General features: G+C 59.5%; 15 protein-coding genes and 2 pseudogenes. 5 read left to right on the top strand and 12 right to left on the bottom strand.

Going from position 1 to position 20,199, the window contains the following annotated elements; genetic code table 11:
* Positions 1–56: 56 nt before the first annotated feature.
* The gene (locus tag LAB08_RS24725) at positions 57–2,003 is read right to left on the bottom strand and encodes an LTA synthase family protein (protein ID WP_096509258.1); all 1,947 of its coding nucleotides are present in this window, start codon (positions 2,001–2,003) and stop codon (positions 57–59) included.
* 202 nt (positions 2,004–2,205) lie between these two features.
* Here LAB08_RS24725 and colR point away from each other — a divergent pair, with 202 nt between their 5' ends.
* The 5 genes and pseudogenes from colR (at position 2,206) to LAB08_RS24705 (ending at position 5,380) form a co-directional block, all read left to right on the top strand.
* Complete coding sequence (gene colR / locus LAB08_RS24720; protein ID WP_096509259.1) at positions 2,206–2,889, top strand: two-component system response regulator ColR; 684 nt, start codon at positions 2,206–2,208, stop codon at positions 2,887–2,889.
* A complete protein-coding gene (locus tag LAB08_RS24715; RefSeq protein WP_096509260.1) occupies positions 2,879–4,162 on the top strand; it encodes a sensor histidine kinase in 1,284 nt (427 codons plus the stop codon). Before colR ends, LAB08_RS24715 begins: the two co-directional genes overlap by 11 nt.
* 153 nt (positions 4,163–4,315) lie before the next feature.
* Positions 4,316–4,987 carry a class I SAM-dependent methyltransferase gene (locus LAB08_RS24710; protein WP_096509261.1) on the top strand — a complete coding sequence of 224 codons (672 nt, stop codon included), beginning with the start codon at positions 4,316–4,318 and terminating at the stop codon, positions 4,985–4,987.
* Between the two features lie 4 nt (positions 4,988–4,991).
* Positions 4,992–5,159, top strand: a pseudogene (locus LAB08_RS30475) (lipopolysaccharide kinase InaA family protein); the annotation flags it as partial.
* Positions 5,156–5,380: a hypothetical protein gene (locus tag LAB08_RS24705; protein WP_096509262.1), complete on the top strand. Its 225-nt coding sequence runs from the start codon at positions 5,156–5,158 to the stop codon at positions 5,378–5,380. The pseudogene LAB08_RS30475 and the gene LAB08_RS24705, both read left to right, overlap by 4 nt.
* Positions 5,381–5,502: 122 nt before the next feature.
* Here LAB08_RS24705 and LAB08_RS24700 read toward each other — a convergent pair whose 3' ends face one another.
* From LAB08_RS24700 to LAB08_RS24650, 11 genes and pseudogenes are all read right to left on the bottom strand, one after another.
* Complete coding sequence (locus LAB08_RS24700; protein ID WP_096509263.1) at positions 5,503–8,538, bottom strand: multidrug efflux RND transporter permease subunit; 3,036 nt, start codon at positions 8,536–8,538, stop codon at positions 5,503–5,505.
* A 14-nt stretch (positions 8,539–8,552) separates the two neighbouring features.
* Positions 8,553–9,701, bottom strand: coding sequence for an efflux RND transporter periplasmic adaptor subunit (locus tag LAB08_RS24695; RefSeq protein WP_096509264.1), 1,149 nt, complete (start codon positions 9,699–9,701; stop codon positions 8,553–8,555).
* Between the two features lie 217 nt (positions 9,702–9,918).
* A complete protein-coding gene (locus tag LAB08_RS24690) occupies positions 9,919–11,016 on the bottom strand; it encodes a DUF1513 domain-containing protein (RefSeq protein ID WP_096509265.1) in 1,098 nt (365 codons plus the stop codon).
* Positions 11,017–11,030: 14 nt separating this feature from the next.
* Entirely contained in the window at positions 11,031–12,095 is a 1,065-nt protein-coding gene (locus LAB08_RS24685; protein WP_096509266.1) for an imelysin family protein, read from the bottom strand.
* Between the two features lie 24 nt (positions 12,096–12,119).
* Positions 12,120–13,547, bottom strand: a complete 1,428-nt coding sequence (locus LAB08_RS24680; RefSeq protein ID WP_096509267.1) for a di-heme oxidoreductase family protein — start codon at positions 13,545–13,547, stop codon at positions 12,120–12,122.
* 292 nt (positions 13,548–13,839) lie between these two features.
* Entirely contained in the window at positions 13,840–15,183 is a 1,344-nt protein-coding gene (locus LAB08_RS24675; protein WP_096509268.1) for an imelysin family protein, read from the bottom strand.
* 286 nt (positions 15,184–15,469) lie between these two features.
* Positions 15,470–17,521 carry a putative bifunctional diguanylate cyclase/phosphodiesterase gene (locus tag LAB08_RS24670; protein WP_096509269.1) on the bottom strand — a complete coding sequence of 684 codons (2,052 nt, stop codon included), beginning with the start codon at positions 17,519–17,521 and terminating at the stop codon, positions 15,470–15,472.
* A gap of 544 nt (positions 17,522–18,065) precedes the next feature.
* Positions 18,066–18,251, bottom strand: a pseudogene (locus tag LAB08_RS30470) (IS110 family transposase); the annotation flags it as partial.
* A 122-nt stretch (positions 18,252–18,373) separates the two neighbouring features.
* Positions 18,374–18,970, bottom strand: coding sequence for a superoxide dismutase (locus tag LAB08_RS24660; protein WP_096509270.1), 597 nt, complete (start codon positions 18,968–18,970; stop codon positions 18,374–18,376).
* Positions 18,971–19,147: 177 nt separating this feature from the next.
* Complete coding sequence (locus LAB08_RS24655) at positions 19,148–19,750, bottom strand: LysE/ArgO family amino acid transporter (RefSeq protein WP_096509271.1); 603 nt, start codon at positions 19,748–19,750, stop codon at positions 19,148–19,150.
* Positions 19,751–19,755: 5 nt separating this feature from the next.
* Positions 19,756–20,157, bottom strand: coding sequence for an ACT domain-containing protein (locus LAB08_RS24650; RefSeq protein WP_096509272.1), 402 nt, complete (start codon positions 20,155–20,157; stop codon positions 19,756–19,758).
* Positions 20,158–20,199: the final 42 nt, after the last annotated feature.

The raw sequence follows: 20,199 nt of genomic DNA, 5'->3' as shown, positions 1-20,199 counted from the left end.
GTGGATCCTGAACAAAGGAAAACGCCCCGGGGCATCAGCCCGGGGCGATTCGGTTTTCATTCGCTGACTTTGGCTGTGCCCTCCATGGGCACTTTCCAGCCAAGCAGCTGTTGCTTGAAGCCATAACTGGCTGTTTGGTAGTACGTGATCGCGCGGGCGATCAACGGGTCACTGGAGTCGGAGCGGTACTCACGACTTTCGGTCAAGGCATCATCGTGACGACGCAAGCCCTGGCGGGGGCTCAGGATCGCAAGGTCTTTGCCATCGAACAACCCCAGGTGCTGATAATTACCAACGACCACTCGTGGAGGCAGCGGGTTGTCCTGCAACAGGTTACGCCCAAAGAACGTCGACTGGTAATCCAGGTTCAGCAGGCCCAACAGGGTTGGCGCGAGGTCGATCTGGCTGGCCAGCTGTGCAGTCTCGCGGGCTTCAATCAACTTCGGTGCATAGATGAACAGTGGAATCTGGTAGTTGCTGATTGGCAGGTCTTCCTTGCCCGCACTGCCGGCGGTGTGGTCAGCGACAAAGACGAAAATAGTATTATCGAACCACGGTTTCTGACGCGCCTGAGCGAGGAACTGACCAATGGCGTAGTCGGTGTATTTCACCGCACCGTCACGCCCGTTGCCGGACTTGATATCGATCCGATTGTCCGGGTAGGTATAAGGACGGTGGTTGGACGTGGTCATCAATTGCAATAAAAAGGGTTGTTGCTTTGCATGGTCGGCGTCGGCCAGCTTGAGTGTCTGGTTGTAGAGATCCTCATCAGCCATGCCCCAGGCATTTTTGAAATGAATCTCTGACTCTTCGACACTGCTCTGGTCTACCACGCGGTAACCGTTGCCGCTGAAGAAGGCGTTCATATTGTCGAAGTAACCGCGGCCGCCATAGACAAACACGCTGTCGTAACCCACGGCGTTGAGTTGCTGGCCAAGGCTGGCAAAACCACTTTCGCGGCCCACACGCTTGACGATCGAACGTCCCGGCGTGGGCGGTATGGCCAGGGTTATGGCTTCCAGACCCCGATCAGTACGGGTACCGGTGGCGTAGAAATTGTTGAAGTACAGGCTCTGCTTGCGCAAGGCATCCAGATTCGGTGTCAGGTTGCGCTCGTCACCGTTGCTGCCCATGTACTTGGCGCTGAAGCTTTCAATGGTGACCAGAACAATGTTGGGCTTGCGTGGCTGGCCCGGATTGTCGATTTGTCGACGGATGTCTTGCGGGTCTTCGCCGATAAAGCGGGCATTGGGTTCGTTCAGCTCGGCACGAATCTGTTTTGCGACAACGGCCGATGGCAGGGTGCTGTAGAACTGCGGGTAGTCCAGTTCATTGTTACGAAAGGCGGCGAAAAATTGATACGGGCCATTGCTCGCCAATTCATTCTGGTAAGCATTGCCGCCCTGGCTGCGTGGCGCATCCTGGCTGAGCAACTGCAGGCTCAGGCCGGCGGCGATCAACAGGACCAGCGCATTCAACAGACGCCCGCGCAAGGGTGGCAACGGTGCATCGAGCGCGGCATTGAAGGGTTTACGCAACGCGAAACTCAGCACCACGGCCAGCACGGCGAGAATCGTCAGCAGCGTGCCGATCGGGTACGACTCAAGCAGGTTGTTCAATACTTCGTCGGAATACACCAGGTAGTCGACGGCGATAAAGTTGAAGCGCACGCCGAACTCATCCCAGAAAAGCCATTCGGCCACCGAGGTAAATAGCATTGCAAACAGGCTGACCGTCAGCAGCGCCTGAAGAAACCAGCGATGCCCGCGACGACGCCAGAGGGCCGGTGGGCAAAGCAACAGATAGAGCCCCATGGGGAGCGCCGCGTAGGCAAGGAAGCCCAGGTCGTAGAGCACACCAATGCCGAAGACAGACAGGAAACCACTGCCGGCCTCATCCAGATGAGTCAGGAGTAAAACCGTTCGTGTAAGAAGAAAGATAACCAGCCATGAGCCGGTTACCAACAGCAAAAAGCGCATTGGCGCCGTCTTCAAATAGTCCATTGTCGACATTCCTTATAGCAATCGCGTGTCAGTCTCGACTGACCGCTGTAATCAGGGTGTGATTCGATAGTGAAAAGCTTGTAAAACCGGGCCGTTGGTAGAGCGGATTGATCTCCGCGTGGCCTTCCCCTAGCCGTGAGCCACACTTGGCCTTAAGCTGCGCGGGCCATGACGGCCGTTACTGTATACGGAGCAGATGCCCATGCGAATTTTATTGGTTGAAGACAACCGCGATATCCTGGCCAACCTGGCCGATTACCTGGGGCTCAAAGGTTACACCGTGGATTGTGCGCAGGACGGTTTGTCGGGCCTGCACCTGGCGGCCACCGAGCATTACGATTTGATCGTGCTCGACATCATGCTGCCCGGCATCGACGGCTACACCCTGTGCAAGCGCCTGCGCGAAGATGCCCGGCGTGACACGCCGGTGATCATGCTTACCGCTCGCGATCAGCTGGATGACAGGCTACAGGGTTTCAAGTCCGGTGCCGACGATTACCTGATCAAACCCTTCGCCCTGTCTGAACTGGCGGCTCGGGTCGAGGCAGTCATGCGCCGGACCCAGGGTGGCGGACGCCGCACCTTGCAAGTCGGCGACCTGAACTATGACCTCGACACGCTGGAAGTCACCCGCGAAGGCAAATTGCTCAAGCTCAACCCGGTGGGCCTGAAGCTGCTGGCGGTACTGATGCAGAAAAGTCCCCATGTATTGCGCCGCGAAATACTCGAAGAGGCGCTGTGGGGTGATGACTGCCCGGACAGTGACAGCCTGCGCAGCCACGTCCATCAGTTGCGCCAGGTGATCGACAAACCGTTCGCCAAACCGCTGCTGCACACCGTCCACGGTGTGGGTTATCGCCTGGCCGAGGGGCGCAATGGAGTTTAAACAGAGCCTTGCTCAACGGATCATCATTGCCTTTGCGCTGATGAGCGCACTGGTGGCGGGCGCCTTTGCCATGGGCATTGTGGCGACCGTGCACCTGGTGGAAGAAAAGCTCATTTCCGCAGGTCTGGGCGGTGATTTGCAGCGACTGTTGCTGATGGATAACGTCTCGGACTGGAGCCATCGCCCTGAACCGGACCAGTTATTCTATTTCAGCGGGGGGCGGGGGGATTTTGAGCTGCCCAAGGATTTGCGGAATCTTGATGCGGGTTTTCACGAGGTATTTCGCGAAAATCTGTCGTACCACGCCATTGTCGAAATCGTCGACGGGCGGCGCTATGTGCTGTTGCAGGATCAGAGCGATTTCGAAGAGCGTGAACGGGTGCTGTTCGCCGTGGTGCTGGTGGGCTTCGTACTGAGCCTCGCGTTGGCGGTTTTCCTCGGTTGGGTCCTGGCGCGCAAGGTGATGGCACCGGTTGTACGGCTGGCCCGCCAGGTGCGTCATCGCGATCAATTGCTGGGTCTGGCACCGCCTCTGGCGCCGGATTACGCTGCCGATGAAGTGGGCGAACTGGCGGTGGCCTTCGACGCGACCCTGGGGCGCCTGCGTCAGGCATTGACCCGGGAGCGTTTGTTCACCAGTGACGTCAGCCACGAATTGCGTACGCCCTTGATGGTGCTCGCCAGTTCCTGCGAGTTGCTGTTGGAAAACCCGGGTATCGATCAGCGCGGCCGTGCTCAGGTAGAGCGAATCGCCCGCGCCAGTGAGGAAATGCGCGAACTGGTGCAAACCTTCCTGATGCTGGCCCGCGCTCAGCGTGAAGACGCCAGCATGTCGCCGCAACAGACGCTGAGTGAAGCGGCCAGCGGGCTGCTCGGGCTGTGGCGCACACCGATCGAGGAAAAGGGGCTGAAGCTGATTTTTGAGCCAGGCAAACCAGAAAGTACCCGGTACAACGCAACGTTCCTGCACGCGGTGATGGGTAATCTCCTGCGAAACGCACTGCATTACACCGAACAAGGCTTTATCCGCCTGACCTTGTCAGCCAGCGGATTCGTGGTCGAGGACAGTGGGGTCGGCATACCTGAGGATAAGCGCGAAGCGATGTTCGAGCCTTTCGTGCGCGGCAACGAGAAACGCGGAGAGGGCCTGGGCCTGGGATTGTCGCTGGTGCAACGAATCTGTGAGAACCAGGGGTGGTGCGTCAGCCTGACCAACATGGAACCCAATGGCTGTCGTTTTGAGGTGGAATTGCAGACATCCAGGGGTCGCTGAGCGGCCTGAAATCGGGCATTTCGGCGCTCGTTGCAATCCTTGATGTCTCGAAACCATTCCAGGTTTTGCATCACGTTTTTTTCACAAGGGCATAACCTGACACTCACATGGCGCTACCTAAGGTGGTCGTCATCAGAAGTGCAGGAGGCCTCGATGAAGCCTGACCCGATCAAGCTTGATTTTTCCGAAAAGTACGCCGATGTGCACACGCAACCATGCCTGCTTGAACATCAGGATGGCGTTAGTCGAAAACTATCCCATTGGCGTTACGAGCAACTGGCGCGAAAAGCACTGATGCTGGCTGGCGAGCCAGGCCTGGTGCTTGATCTGCCATGCGGTGCGGGACGCTTCTGGCCGTTGCTGGCGGAAAAACTCAACCGGGTGATCATCGGTGCCGACAACGGCGAGTCGATGTTGAAGATCGCCATGCAGGCGCAGCCCGCTGACGTGGTAAAACGGGTACAACCCTTGCAGACATCTGCATTCGACATTGCCCTGCCTGATAACGCGGTCGACAGCATTTTTTGCATGCGCTTGCTTCAGCACATCGGTGAAGCCGAGCATCGAATGACCATTCTGCGCGAATTCGAGCGCGTTACCCGTGACAGCGTGATCCTTTCACTGTGGGTGGATGGCAATTTCAAGGCCTGGAAACGCAAGCGCCTGGAGAAAACCCGTGAGCAGGAAGGTTACCAAAATCGATTTGTGTTACCGGCTGCTACGGTAGAGCAGGAGTTTGAGGAGGCGGGTTTCCATATTCAGGAACGTTTGGACTTTTTCCCGCTCTATGCCATGTCGCGGGTTTATGTATTACGCAAGAGGTAACAGGATGGTCGATCTGGAGACATACCGTCAGCGCTTGAGCGCCAGACAAATGGCAGTCCATGACATAACGCCAGTGTTTCGCCACTCGTCGTTCCGCCCGACGAACCGGGGAAAACTCGACTACTTTTATAGGACGGCGTTTGGCAGCGCTATCAAAGGTTTAAAGCAATGAAACTCGAAGTTGCGCGAGGTTTGTTTCTTGTAGGAGCCTTGGCTGTTGCTTCACTGGCGGTGGCTGCGTGGGAGAAACCCCGCACACAAGTTCTTAGTTCAGAGCATGGCGATCATTGCCCATTACCACGGGTCGCCAAGGCTTCGGTGGCTACTCAACCCGATCATGATTTATTGCTGTTCATTTTCGGAATGTCGCAAGGATTGAGGCCGCAAAGTTGAAAAAATTGAAGCCCAAATAAAAGGCCTCGCTGATGCGAGGCCTTTTTTGTTGCCGCTAACTGGAATCTTGCACAAATCACTTTAGGGGCGAGCCTGCAACATAGAATCTCCCACAAGGTTGATCAGTGTTGTTTGGGCTTATCGGGTTTTGCCAGCAGGGTGTACACACACGGCAACACAAACAACGTAAACAGCGTACCAATCGACATCCCCGTCGCGATTACCGTGCCGATATCGAACCGACTGACCGCACCAGCGCCCGTGGCGATGATCAACGGCACCATGCCAAACACCATCGCGGCGGTTGTCATCAACACCGGACGCAGACGGATGGACGCGGCTTCCTCCACAGCCTCGCGCGGTGACAGGCCTTTGTCTTTGCGCAACTGGTTGGCAAACTGGACGATCAGGATCCCGTGCTTGCTGATCAGCCCGATGAGTGTCACCAATCCGACCTGGGTGTAGATGTTCATGCTCGACCAGCCGAGAAACAGCGGAAGCAATGCGCCGCAGATCGACAGCGGTACGGTTACCAGAATCACCAGCGGGTCGCGGAAGCTTTCGAACTGGGCAGCCAGCACCAGGAAAATGATTGCCAATGCCAGGGCAAAGGTGACCCACAACGCGCTGCCTTCCTGCACGTATTGGCGCGACGCGCCGGCGTAGTCGAAGGCAAATCCCACCGGCGCTTCTTCCCGGGCGATCTGGCGCACGGTGTCGATGGCTTCCCCCATGCTGACCAGCGGCACCCCGGAAAGAATCGCCGAGTTGAGTTGCTGGAACTGGTTCAATTGCCGCGGCCGGGCCCGGTCGGTCACTGTAATCAGGGTCGACAGGGCCAGCAGTTCACCCTTGGTGTTCCTGACATAGTAATTGTTCAGCCAGTCAGGATTATCACGATAGGGCCGTTCAACCTGCGCAATGACTTTGTAACTGCGGCCTTCGATGGTGAAGCGGTTGATCTCCGCCTCACCCAGCAAGGTTGCCAGCGTTCCGCCCAGGTCCTGCATCGATACGCCCATCTGTGCCGCCTTGGCTCGATCGATATCCACCACCACTTCGGGTTTGTCGAAGGCCAGGTCGACATCGATGAACGCGAATTTGCCGGACTCCAGCGCGCGTTTTTTCACCCGGTCCACCACTTGCAACAGCAACTCGTAATCGTTGGCGGTATTGACCACGAACTGAAAGGGCAGGCCCTCGCCGGTACCCGGCAACGAAGGCAGGTTGAAGCCGAAAATCTGCAACCCCGCGATGCTTTCCAGCTTGGCTTGAACATCGGGCAGGATCTGCATCTGGGTCCGGCTGCGTTCGTTCCAGGGCTTGAGCAGGAAACCGCCGATACCTGATTGCACACCGTTGAAACCGTTGATCTGGAACGATGAGTAGTATTCGGGAAACGTCTTGAAGATCGAGACGAACTTGTCGGTGTAGGTGTTCAGGTAATCGAGGTTGGTCGGTTGCGGGGCGTTGGCCATCATGAAAATGACGCCCTGGTCCTCATCCGGCGCCAGTTCCGATTTGGTGAACTTGAGCAGTACCGGAATCAGGCACAGCACGATGACGGCAAACACCAACACCACCGGTCGGGTGTTCAGGGTGCCGTGCAGCAACTGTTGGTAACGGTGCTTGAGGCCTTCGAAAATCAGGTCGAGGCGGTGGGCCAGGCCGGTCGGGTTTTCATCGTGACGCAGCAGGAAGGCGCACATCATCGGCGACAGCGTCAGGGCAACGATACCCGAGATCACCACGGCCCCGGCCAGGGTCAGGGCGAACTCCTTGAACAGTGCCCCGGTCAGCCCTGTCAGGAAACCGATCGGGGCATAAACGGCCGCCAGGGTGATGGTCATTGATACCACCGGCATGGCGATTTCCCGGGCACCTTCAATGGCCGCGTCCAGCGGTGTCTTGCCTTCCTCGATATGACGGTGGATGTTTTCCACCACCACAATGGCGTCGTCCACCACCAGCCCGATGGCCAGCACCATCGCCAGCAGAGTCAGCAGGTTGATCGAATACCCCATCATCTGCATGAAGAACATCACGCCGATCATCGACAGCGGGATGGTGACCACCGGGATCACCACCGACCGCAGTGCACCCAGGAACAGGAACACGACCACGATCACGATCAGCACGGCCTCGAAGAGGGTTTTCACCACTTCGTCGATCGAAGCCTGGATGAACAGCGTGGCGTCATAGGCAATTTCACCCTTGAGGTTCGGCGGCAGCTGGGCCTCAAGATCGGGCATGATCTTGCGCACCTCCCTGATCACGTCCAGCGGGTTGGCACCGGGTGTGGCCTTGATGCCGATATACACCGAGGGCGTACCGCCGAAGGAACTGATGGTGTCGTAGTTTTCCGCCCCCATCTCGACCCGCGCGACGTCACGCAACAGCACACGACTGTCGCCCTCGACCTTGAGCGGGATCGCCGCGAAAGCTTCGGCGGATTTGAGTTCGGTACTGGCGTTGATACTCGTGACCACGTACTCGCCCTTCACTTCGCCGGCAGCGGAGAGGAAGTTGTACTGGCGCACCGCATTGGTCACGTCGCTGGCACTCAGGCCGAAACCGGCGAGTTTCACCGGGTCCAGCCACAGGCGCATCGCAAACACCTGGTTGCCGAGAATTTCGGCTTCGGCCATGCCCGGCAGGGTTGCCAGTTTCGGCTGGATCACCCGCGACAGGTAGTCGGTGATCTGCGGGTTGCTCAATTCCTCACTGAAAAAGCTGATGTACATCAGCGCCGAGGCGTCGGCGGCTTCCTTCTTCAGGACCGGGTCTTCGGCGTCCTGGGGCAACTGGTTCTTGACCTCGTTGGCCTTGGCCAGGAGTTCGGTAAACAATCGGTCGCTATTGGCGCCGATGCGTGCGTAGATCGAGATCACCGAAAAGTTCTGGCGGCTGACCGAGGTCATGTAGTCGATGCCCTCGGCGCTGGCCAGGCTCTGTTGCATCGGCTGGGTAATATAGCCCTGGATGGTTTCGGCGTTGGCCCCGGGGTAGGCGGTGGTCACCGTGATCAGGGCGTTTTCCATTTGCGGGTATTGGCGCAACGGTAACTTGCTCCAGGCCTGGAAGCCCAGCAGCACGATCAGCAGGCTGACCACGGTGGCGAGCACCGGGCGACGGATGAACGGGTCGGTAAAGGCCATTGGGGGTTCCTTGATCAGTCAGCGCGTGGCCGGCTGTTCTTTTCGGACAGCGTCTTGTCGTCGCTGATGGCGATGTGCGCACCGTTGTCCAGTTTGATCTGGCCGGCAGTCACTACCGTTTCGCCGTTCTGCAGGCCTTTGGTGATCATCACCACGCCCGTGCGGCGCTCGCCGGTTTCGACGAAACGCCGCTCGGCGATCAGGACAGGTTGGCCCTTGTCGTCTTTTTCCACGCTACCGTCTTCGGCTTTCTTTTGGACGGCGACATAGACCGAGTTGCCGTAGAGCGTGTAGGTGATCGCGCTTTCAGGCACGACGATGCGCCGCTGCGGGTCGGGCAAAATCACCTGCAGGCTGGCGAACATCCCGGGGAGTAATTTGCCATCGGGGTTGGCCAGGGTTGCGCGGACCTGCACGTTGCGCGTGCTGTTCTCGACTTTCGGGTTGATTGCACTGATGGTGCCGGGGAATTCCTCCGTCGGAAACGCCGCGACGATGATCTGCACCGGCTGGCCAACGGCGATCTTCGGCACCGATTGCTCGGGCACGAAAAAATCGACGTAGAGGCTGCTGAGGTCTTGCAGGGTAGCGATCATGGTGCCGGTGGCCACGTAGTCGCCGACATCGACCTGGCGAATGCCGATGGTCCCGCTGAAGGGCGCGAGGATGCTTTTTTTGCCAAGCGCAGCCTTGAGCTGGTTGACGGTGGCCTTGCTCTTTTTCAATACCGCCGAGAGTCGGTCGAACTCGCCTTTGGAAATGGCCTGGCTGCCCACCAGTTGACTGCCGCGGGTGTAGTCCACCTGGGCCAGCCCGAGGTCGGCGAGGGCGGTTTCGAGCAGGGCACTTTCCACGGCGCTGTCGAGCCGGACGATGGGTTGGCCGGCCTTGACCTTCTGTCCCGACTCGAACTGCACATCGACGACGGTGCCATCGGTCTCCAGGCTCAGATCCACACCTTGCAGTGCCTTGAGGGTGCCAACCGTAGGCAGGCGCGCCTGCCACGGCTGTTCGGTGGCCGTGGCCACGGCGACACTGATCGGTGGTTTCGGCTTGGAGAAGCCTTGGATCATCGTGTAGATGGAGAAGGCTTTGTACCCGGCCAGCACCAGCACGATCAGCAGAACTACCCCCAACATGATCAGCATGCGGCGACGCAGCATATTTCCAGTTCCTTGGAGTAAATCAGGTGAGACAGAGGGGCACATTACCGCGACTGGGAAGGGGAATCCAACTGGCACTTATTACAGGCAGATGCCAAATCTGTAGGAGCAGCCGGTCGACGCTCGATTGCTCGCGATAGCGGTATTTCAGTCAACACGATGTTGAATGTGCGGCCGCCATCGCGAGCAAGCGTTGCTCCTACAAAGAGCGAGTTGTTCAGATCAGGTGCAAATGGTTGTCCCAGAGCCCCGCCGGCAGTTCCAACGGTTTTGCAACCAGATTTGTCTGGCGGCAATCGTAGTACCGGCAGCGTCCCTGTCCCGAGGTCACGACAAAACCGTCGGCCACCGCGCCCACGCCGGCGCAATCGGGAAGTGGCGCGTCCAGGCGCACTTCACCGCTGTCCATATCCCAAATGAAAAAGCGGTTGCCCCGTGGCGCGGTCAACGCCACCAGGCGCAAGTCGCTGTGCACGGCGACGCTCGCGGTGTAGTGCCCCATGGCCTGCAACTGATGCTCGGGCACCGGGAACGCCACAAAGGGCTGACCGGGACGCTTGATGGCCAGCAGCTCCGAGCGCTCGTGCGATGCCCCCATGAATTGCTGGCCGGCGACGATGGTGCCGTCGCTGGCAATGCCCAGGTGACGCACGCTGTTCATCTGTTGGGCGAGGGTTTCCTTGCTCAGCAATGTACCGTCGCGTTGCATCAGGACCAGGCTCGGCTCCATGGCGTCGAGGTTCATCTCGACACGGCTTTCAGCCTCGGTTCGAATCCCGCCGTTGGCCACCACCAGGGTTTCGCCATCGGGCATCCACGACACCTGATGCGGGCCGATGCCGTGGGTGGAAATCTCTCCACTGTGGACCAGGCGTTCGCCTTCGAATTTGTATACGCCGAGCAGGCCGCGACCCGGATCTGTCGTGTCGTTTTCGGTGGCGTACAGCCAGTCGCCGCTGTGGTGAACCACCGCGTGACCGTAGAAGTGCCGGTTCGGCTGCGACGTCACGGTTTGCAGCAACGTACCGTCACGCAGGTCGATCAGGTAGCTCTCGGTGCCCGGTCGCCGGGCGACGAACAGCGCGATCGGCAGCGTCGGGTGGTTGATGATGTCGTGGCAGCGCTGGCCGACCCGGGTGGCAAATACCCGGGTGCCATCCAGCCGATAACCGACGGCATAGTGCTTGCCGTCGGTATCGTCCCGCGCCGACAGCAGCAACGGGCTTTGATCCTTGCGCTTGAACAGCGTCCAGCCGCCCAGTGTCACTGCTCCCAGCAGCAAACTACCTAAAGTCAGAGCCTGACGTCGCAGCATGGAAGTCGCCCTCATCAGTCACCGTCATTGGCGTTGAAGCCCAGTTGGATGCCCAGCGCCTTGGCCAGATCGCTTTCGTGCAGGCGGTGGACGACGTTAAGGCTGTCGTAAAGATCGTTGAGTTGCTGGCGACCGGCGTCGTCATTGAGCATTTCGGTCAACGAGCGCTGGTTGCTGGCAAACAGTTTCAACGATGCGGCATAAGCGGCGTCGATCTTGTCGGCCAGTGGTTTCTGGTCGCTCGGCAACAGACCGCGCAGACCTTTATTGTCGACACCTTCCCACACTGTTCTGGCGGCGGCGAGACTGGCTTCCATGCCCGTCAGGGACGATTGGCTGCGCCACGCGTCGGCCTGGAACGGTTGCGGCACACCCTTGGTCTGACGGCCCATCGGCGTGCCGAGTTTTTTCTTCAAACTGTCGAGGGCAGTGACCTGCACACGCAGCAGATCGGCGATCGCTTCGTGGGAATCGGCATAGCGCTGGTTCGGGAATTTGCTCAACTGCGCGAGCATGCCGTCGGTGTTGTTCCAGGTTTGCAGAATCTCTTCGGCCAGTTGTTTCTGACGCTCGCCGATGGCGATCAGCAGCGGGCAGTACTTGGCCTTCTGCTCGGCGTTGGTCACATCAGGCTTGCTGTCGAACAGAATGTATTCGTAGGCCGACAGGCCCTGAACCACAACGCTGGACTTGGCCAGCGCGGCGGCGTCGATCTGTGGCTGCGCGGCAACCAGTTGTTCGACCTGACGGCCGACAAGGTTTTTCTTGTCTGGCCAGAATTGTACCTGCCACGAACGGTTGCCTTCGGCCAGTGGCCCGATCAGTAGCGGCTGCAGCTCGGCCCAGGCTTTCTGCGCGTGCAGGAAATCGGCGCGGGCCGTTTCCAGGGTTTCCTTGCCTTCGCAATAGGCGAGGGCGCTGACGGCCAGTTGGCGATCGGCCTCAACCCAGCGGGTATAGGTCGGCAGAATCACCGACTTGGCGATGGCCGCCGAAGTGACGGCCTGCGGGTCTTGCGGCGAGCAGGCGCCCAGGGCGAGCGCGGCAAGGCTGGTGAACAATAATTTGGGACGGAACATGTCGGGCTCCCGCTGGAGTGCGAATTAAAGGGAATTCAAAAACGCCAGCAACGCAGCGCGCTGCCCGGCATCGAAAGACAAAACCTGTTGACGCGCAGCCGCAGCTTCGCCGCCATGCCAAAGCACGGCCTCGAGCAGGTTGCGGGCGCGGCCATCGTGCAAAAACTGGGTGTGACCACTGACCGCTTGCGTCAACCCGATGCCCCACAACGGCGGGGTACGCCAGTCGCGGCCACCGGCCTGGAATTCGCTGCGGTTGTCGGCCAGACCGTCGCCCATGTCGTGCAGCAGCAGATCGCTGTACGACCGAATCACTTGATTGGCCAGTTCAGGTTCGGCGGCGTTGGCGGCGGTGGTGTATTTCGGTGTGTGACAGGACTGGCAACCGGCCTGGTAAAACAGGTTCTTGCCGGCCAGCACTTCAGGCGCATTGACATTGCGGCGCGCCGGTACGGCAAGGTTGCGGGTGTAGAACAGCACCAGACGCAGGATGTTGTCGCTGACTTCCGGCTCGCCATCGGGACCGGCGCCGCTGGGTGCCTGTTTACAGGCGGTTTGTGCATTGGTGCAGTCATCAAAGGGTCTGAGGCGGGTCGTGAGGCCCATATCCCCGGAAAACGCGTGAACATTCTGTTGATTGAGATTGGGTTGCCCGGCTTTCCAGCCAAATCGCCCGAGGACGGTTTTCTGCTGGGCGTCATCCCAGACCCGGTTCGGGCGTCCGGTGATGCCGTTTTTCTCGTTCGCCTGGGCCTGGGCGTTCGCCAGAATGGCCTCTTCAGGGATGGCTTCCAGCAAGCCCAGGCCGATCATGGGCGGTGCAACCCGCGCCGAGAAACGTGTGTCGGGGTGCATCGGGCCGTAGCCTAGCTGGGTGATGTTCAAGGTCGGCTTGCGCAGCTCGACTTCGGTACCGTCCTTGAAGCGAACCGGCACCGGTGTGTAATCGACCCGCACCTTGCCTTCCGGGGCGACGCCGGGCACGGCCATGTCCTGGAATTGCCCGCCGTAGACCGGTTCGGGCACCACGCCTTGCTGCTCGATGATTCTGGCGTAGGCCGGGGTATCGGGGATCGACAGGCGCACCAGCATCGACACGGCGTTTTGTGCACCCGGCGCCGGCGGGTGACCGCGGCCGTCCTTGATATGGCAGCCCTGGCAGGCATTGGTGTTGAACAACGGGCCGAGGCCGTCACGGGCGGTGGTGGTCGACGGGGCGATCACCCAGGGGCTGCGAAAGAAGCTGTTGCCGACACTGAAATCCACGCGCCGCGATGGCGGCAGGTTGGCTGATGGCAGCGAGAAAGCGTTCTGGTCAGTCTTGCGCACGGTCGTACCGCCCCCGGAGCGGGCTTCACCGGGTTCTGCCTTGGTAAAACGCGGGGCGTCATCGCAGGCACTCAGGCCCAGGGCCAGAAACAGTGCGGACAAGCGAAGAAGCAGCGGGGGCATCAGACATCCTGCAAGACGAGTAAAACGGGGGCGCAAAGTCTAACAGGGGATGGGAATTTGAATAAGAGGAATTATCGTTTGCTTGATGTGGGGCAGGGTTTGAGATCGTGTCGCGGCCATCGCGGGCAAGCCACGCTCCCACAGGGATTGAAGGTGCTCACAGATGATGTGATCAGCACGGATACTGTGGGAGCGGGCTTGCCCGCGATGAGGCCATCAGCATCACCGCAAATATCAGGCATGAAAAAGGCGACCCGGAGGTCGCCTTTCTTGTTCACTCAGCCCGCGTTGATCAGAATTCGTGATCAGCGTTGTCCGGGTTCAGGTCGGCGATCCCCAGTTTGCCAGCAGCGGCTTCGATCGAACCGGTCTGCTTGACCAGCGAAGCAATGGCATCACGGACGATCTGGTTACCAGCGGTGTTGCCCGCGGCGATCAGTTGGTCGTAGTGCTCACCCTTGTTGGCGTGATCGACGATGACCTGCAACTTGGCTTCAGTCGCGGCCAGGTCGGCTTTCAGCGCGGTGTCGGCCGCCGGGTCGGCCTTGGCCACCAGCGACGACAGGCTGGCGCCGGTCATTTTGCTGCCGTCGGTGCGGGTGTACTCGCCCAGGTACACATTGCGAATGCCCTTGGCATCGTAGAAGTGCGAGTTGTGGGTGTTGTCGCTGAAGCAATCCTGCTCGTCTTCAGGGGAGTTGGCTTCCAGGGAAACCTTCATGCGCTCGCCTGCCAGTTCGCCCAGGGACAAGCTACCCATGCCGAACAGCATTTTGCGCAGGCCGCTTTCAGCCGGTTCGGCTTCCAGGGTGGCGCGGTAGTTGTCGGCCACGTTCGGCTTCCAGTTGCCGACCATTTCTTCCAGGTCGCTGACCAGCAGTTGGGTCACGGCTTTCAGGTAAGCGCGACGACGATCGTTGTGGCCGCCGGTGGCACCTTTGCCTTCCAGGTAGTCCGAAGCTGGTCGGTTGCCGGCGCCTGGGCCGGTGCCGTTCAGGTCCTGGCCCCAGAGCAGGAATTCGATGGCGTGGTAGCCCGTGGCGACGTTGGCCTCGGAACCGCCCAACTCGTTCAGGCTGGCGAGTTTTTCCGGGGTGATGTCCTTCACGTCGACCTTGTCTTCGCCGATCTGGATTTGGGTATTGGCGATGATGTTGGCCGTGGCGCCTGGGTTACCCAGCGCGTGCTCATAGGATTTGTCGACGTAGTCGATCAGGCCTTCGTCCAGTGGCCAGGAGTTCACCTGTCCTTCCCAGTCGTCGATGATGGTGTTGCCGAAGCGGAACGCTTCACTTTGCAGGTAAGGAACGCGGGCCGCGATCCAGGCCGCCTTGGCGGCTTTCAGGGTGTCGGCATTCGGCTTGGCGAGGAAGGCATCGACGGCGGTTTGCAGGGTTTTCGCGGTGGATTCGGCGTCGCTGTAAACCGCGAAAACCATGTCGGCATAGTGGGCGACAACGGCTTTGGCAGCGGCTTCATCGACTTTACCGGCCGCGGCAGGTGCAGCCGGGGCCGCAGCGGTGCTGGCAGCCGGCGCAGGTGCGGCAGCTTTTTCCTTGTCTTTGCCTTCACCGCAACCGGCGAGAGAAATTGCGATGGCCAACAGACTGGCGGTAGCCAGAGGCATACGAATCATGGCGAACATCCTGCTTCGAGAGGGGTTGAATGGCGCGCCCGGCGCGCAAAGTGCCACATAATGCAAATCTTTCGCATTATGTGTAAAGAGTTGTTCTTGGAAATATTTCTTATTCGCGGGACGGAAAGCGCGGATAAAAAAAACGCCGCCGTCTTTGCCCTCTGTAGGAGCGAGCTTGCTCGCGATGGGCGTGAACGATGACGCGGGCTTTCTGGAAAAACGCGTCACCTTCAAATTCATCGCGAGCAAGCTCGCTCCTACTGGGGGGCAAACGCGGCGGCAGTCTTTACATAATCGCGGCGTTGCTGCGCTGGGCCTGCTTCAGATAAGCGCCCAGCTCCCTTGCGGGCAGTGGTTTGCTGTAGTGATAGCCCTGACCTTCATGGCAGCCTTCGGAGATGATGTAAGCCTCCTGTTCGGCGGTTTCCACGCCTTCGGCGATCACCTGCATGCCCAGGCTCTTGCCCAGCTGGATGATGGCGCGAACGATGGTCGCATCGTCGTCGTCATCGAGCAGGTCCTGAACGAAGCTCTTGTCGATCTTGATCTTGTCCAGCGGCAGGCTTTTCAGATAGCTCAGCGAGGAATACCCCGTACCGAAATCGTCGATCGCGATCAGTGCGCCGGAACGACGCAGGCTGAGCAAATGCTGGGCGGCGGTGCTGATGTCTTCCATCAGGCCGGTTTCGGTGACCTCCAGCTCCAGGCTGCGCGGTGGCAGGCGATACATTTGCAGCAGGTTGTTGACCACCCTTGGCAACTCGGCGTGGTGCAGTTGCACGGTAGACAGGTTCACCGCCATGCGCAGGTCGCTGAAGCCCTGGTCGTGCCAGTCGCGTAACTGCTTGCAGGCCTGATCCAGTACCCACTCGCCGATGGCGATAATGGTGCCGTTCTGCTCGGCCAGCGGGATGAACAGGTCCGGTGGAACCAGCCCGTGTTCCGGGTGCTGCCAGCGAATCAACGCCTCGACGCCGACTACCCGGTGATCGCGGTAGCTGATCTGCGGTTGGTAGACGAGGTAGAACTGCTCGCGAGCCAGGGCGTCGCGCAGGTCTTTTTCCAGCTCGCGACGGCGGCGCATTTCGGTATCGACGCTGGCGATATAGAACTGATAGCGATTGCGCGAGCGGGTCTTGGCCAGGGTCATGGTCTGCTCGGCTTTTTGCAGCAGCTTCTCGGTGCTGTCGCCGTCTTCGGGGAACAAGGTGATGCCGATGGTGGCGCGCAGGCGGATTTCCTGATGATCGAGGGCAAACGCCGCTTCCAGGTCATCGAGAATGCTTTGGGCCAGTTCGGCGGCTTCGTAGGGCTGCTCGATATCGGCCTGGACCAGGGCGAACTGGTCGCCGCCGAGGCGTGCAAGGGCGCCGAGGCGTCCGCTATGCGCCCGCAGGCGATCGGCCAGGGCCAGCAGCAACTGGTCGCCGGTCTGGTAGCTGAATTGTTCGTTGATGCCCTTGAAGTCGTCGAGGCCGACGCACAGTACGGCAACCCGGCGTTGCAGTTTGCCGGCATCGACCAGAATCTTGTCCAGTTGCGTTTGCAATTGCTGGCGGTTCGGCAGGCCGGTGAGGAAATCGTACTGGGCCATGCGCAACAGGCTGTTTTCCGCTTCGTGGCGCAGATGGGTATTGCGTTCGATGGACTCCAGCAATTGGTTGGCGGTGTTGATCCAGATCCCCAGTTCGTTTTTCTCGTGGCCCTTGAGCAGCGGAATCTTGTGTTCGCTGGGACGATCCGGATTGATTTCGGTCAGGTGCTCGATGATCCGCGACAGGGGTTTGGTCAACAGCCAGTGATAAACCAGATACAGCACCAGCCCCATCGCCAGGGCGCGCAGCACGCCGGAAATGAAGATGATCACCGAACTGACGATAAAGCCTTGTCCGTAGGTGGCCGTGTCGAGGGTGATGCTCAAGTCACCGTAATACTCGCTGTACGGGCCGCGACCCACCAACTGGGTGGTGAACGTGCGTTCCTGCCCCAGGATCAGGTCGGTCAGCCAGCGACTGTTGGACTGCTGCAATTCGCGGGATTTTTGCGCGAGCATGGCTTCATTGGGATGGCCGATGGAAGCCTGGCGTACGGCGTCGTCCTGAAACAGGCCTTCGATAACCTGCATGCCCATTTCCCGGTCCAGGCTGTAGACGGCCTGGGTCGAGGGGTCACGAAACATGTCCAGAATGCGTTCGGCATCGCCGGCGACGGCCTGGCGTGTTTTATAGGCATCGAAAACGATCTGCGCGCAGCTCAAGACCACGCCGACGATCAATGCCGACAGGAGCACGACCCGGAGCAACTTCACCGACAAGCTGTTCTTGAGTTCCAGCTTCAAAAGGCTATTCCTTGTTCCGTGCGGGTAGCATCAAGTTGCCATGAGTATTGGCAATCCCGTGATGGCAGTCAAAGGGACAATCATCCTTGCGGGATTTTGCCTGCAGCTTGGCCGATAGGGTCTTGACTGGGGTAATTGTCCGATTAGTACTGTGTCGGTTGTCGAGTCCTTCAACTTGAGGGGGGAGGTGGAGATATTTTCCTTCTGGTTGATGTTAGACGGCTGTGGCGGGGGGGCAAGGGGGTGAAGGCTCGTTTCATCCTGGGGAATGGACCCGCTTTGTGTATTGGCGCGATTTTCCTGTAGGAGCTGGCTTGCCAGCGAAGACGGCCAAACAGCCGACCTGACCTTGTTGACTGAGTACATATCCGTTGCTGCGGTAACGGCCACTTGCGGTTTCGCCCTTACGGCGAGTCACTTGGAAAAGCCCCAAGTAACCAAGGGCTCTTGCCCCTTTCGTTCGGTGCCTCGCTAATGCTCGGCATACCCTCGTTCCGGCCCTGCTCCGTGGGCCCGCCGCGATCGGCCATCCCTGGCCGGGCGCGGCTAACCAGTGGGCACCACCGCAAGGCTCCATCACCACCGTGCAGATGGGGAGCTGCGCCAAGTTGCTGAGCAACTGGCCACGGCTCATCTTCTTGCGCAAAACCTGATGGCCTCGGGTGTCCTGGCCATGCAGGTGGAAACTGTGTTTGCCGATGTCGATACCGAGAAGCGTCATCGCATTCATGAGAGATCCTCCGGCCGAAAACGAGAAAAGCCCTGCAAGCGTAAACCTGCAGGGCTTCTCGGTCAGGCTGACCATCTCATTAAACCCGGCATAAAAGCCGGGTTTTTTGACTGGCATCGAGCTTAAGCGGTGAAGGTCTTGCCTTCGAACTGCTCAGCCACGAACTTCCAGTTGACCAGGTTCCAGAACGCTTCAACGTACTTAGGACGCAGGTTGCGGTAGTCGATGTAGTAGGCGTGTTCCCAGACGTCGCAGGTCAGCAGCGGGGTGTCGCCGTTGGTCAGCGGGTTGCCGGCGCCGATGGTGCTGGCCAGGCCCAGGGAGCCGTCAGCTTTTTTCACCAGCCAGCCCCAGCCGGAGCCGAAGGTGCCGATGGAGGTCTTGCTGAACTCTTCCTTGAACTTGTCGAACGAACCGAACGCAGCGTTGATGGCTTCAGCCAGTTTGCCGGTTGGTTGACCGCCAGCGTTTGGCGCCAGGCAGTTCCAGTAGAAAGTGTGGTTCCAGACCTGAGCGGCGTTGTTGAAGATACCACCCGAGGAAGTCTTGACGATCTGTTCCAGGGTCTTGCCTTCGAACTCGGTGCCTGGCACCAGGTTGTTCAGGTTCACGACGTAGGTGTTGTGGTGCTTGTCGTGGTGGTATTCCAGAGTTTCCTTGGAAATGTGCGGCTGCAGTGCATCGTGTGCGTAAGGCAGTGGCGGCAATTCGAAAGCCATGGTGGATCTCCTAATCAGGTCAGTTGCGGTGGGCGCAAGGCCGATCACGGGCGGCCAGACAAGCGCCGGGGAGTTTTATACTCTTTGCGGCGCAGGTGTCGGATCATAGCACCGGGGGTGCGGCATAACCACGCAACAACTGTGTGGAATAGAGGTTCCAGAGCCTTTTGGAATAAATCAGCCAGCCATGATCAGTTGCAGCGCTACAGCGAACATCATGACAGCCACCAGCAGATCGAGGATTCGCCAGGTACTTGGCCGAGCCAGCCACGGAGCCAGCCATGCGGCACCCAGTGCCAGCGTGAAAAACCACAGCAACGAGGCACTGGCCGCACCGACCACATAAGCGCCGGGCTCGGTTTGTTGCGCGCCAAGGGAGCCGATCAGCAAAACGGTGTCCAGATACACATGGGGGTTGAGCAGGGTCACGGCCAACGCACTGAGCATCACTGCCCGCAACGAACGAACGGTCTGATTTTCCCCCTGTTGCAGGCTTTGTTTTGAAAACGCCCGGCGCAACGCCTGACTGCCATACCAGATCAAAAACACCGCGCCCCCCCAGCGGGCGACCGCCAACAGGGTCGGGTTCTGCGCCAGCACCGTGGCCAGGCCGAACACACCAGCGGCCACCAGAATCGCATCGCACATCACGCACAGTGCCGCCACCGGCAGGTGATGCTCACGTCGCAGGCTTTGCGCCAGCACAAACGCGTTTTGCGTGCCGATCGCCATGATCAGGCCGAAGGCCACCAACAGGCCATTTACGTAGCTTTGCCACATGAGGGTTACTCCGCGTTCGCTGCCAGGTCGCGCAGCACTTGCATCGCGCGTTCGGCGTCGGCCTGGCCGACGAACAAATGGTCGTGGTAATAGCCGGCGATCACATTGCAGCTGATGCCCGCCCGGCCCAGCGCCGTGGCGAACGCGGCGGTCAGGCCGACGGCCTCGAGGGCCGAGTGCACGTTCAAAGTGATCCAGGCCGCGACGTAGTCGAAACTGAAACCGGCCCGTTCAGCGTGGGACCGTTCAAGAATGACCGTCAGGCCTTCCTGCTCACGGAAGCTGCCGACGATGTCCAGGCCTTGCGGCAATTGCCCGTCGCGCAGGGTGCAGAACACGTATTCGCCGGCATTGAGTTGCGGGCTCATGCTGCGCAGCAGCGTTGCCAATGAAGTTTCGCCAGCCATGTCGGTGTTTCCTGTTCAAGAGTTCTTGCTGGCCATTCTCTG

Origin of the sequence: Pseudomonas izuensis (assembly GCF_002356535.2) — a bacterium.
Lineage (GTDB): Bacteria > Pseudomonadota > Gammaproteobacteria > Pseudomonadales > Pseudomonadaceae > Aquipseudomonas > Aquipseudomonas izuensis.
The sequence above is the reverse complement of the archived record's forward strand: the minus strand, read 5'-3'. Positions and strand labels throughout refer to the sequence as shown.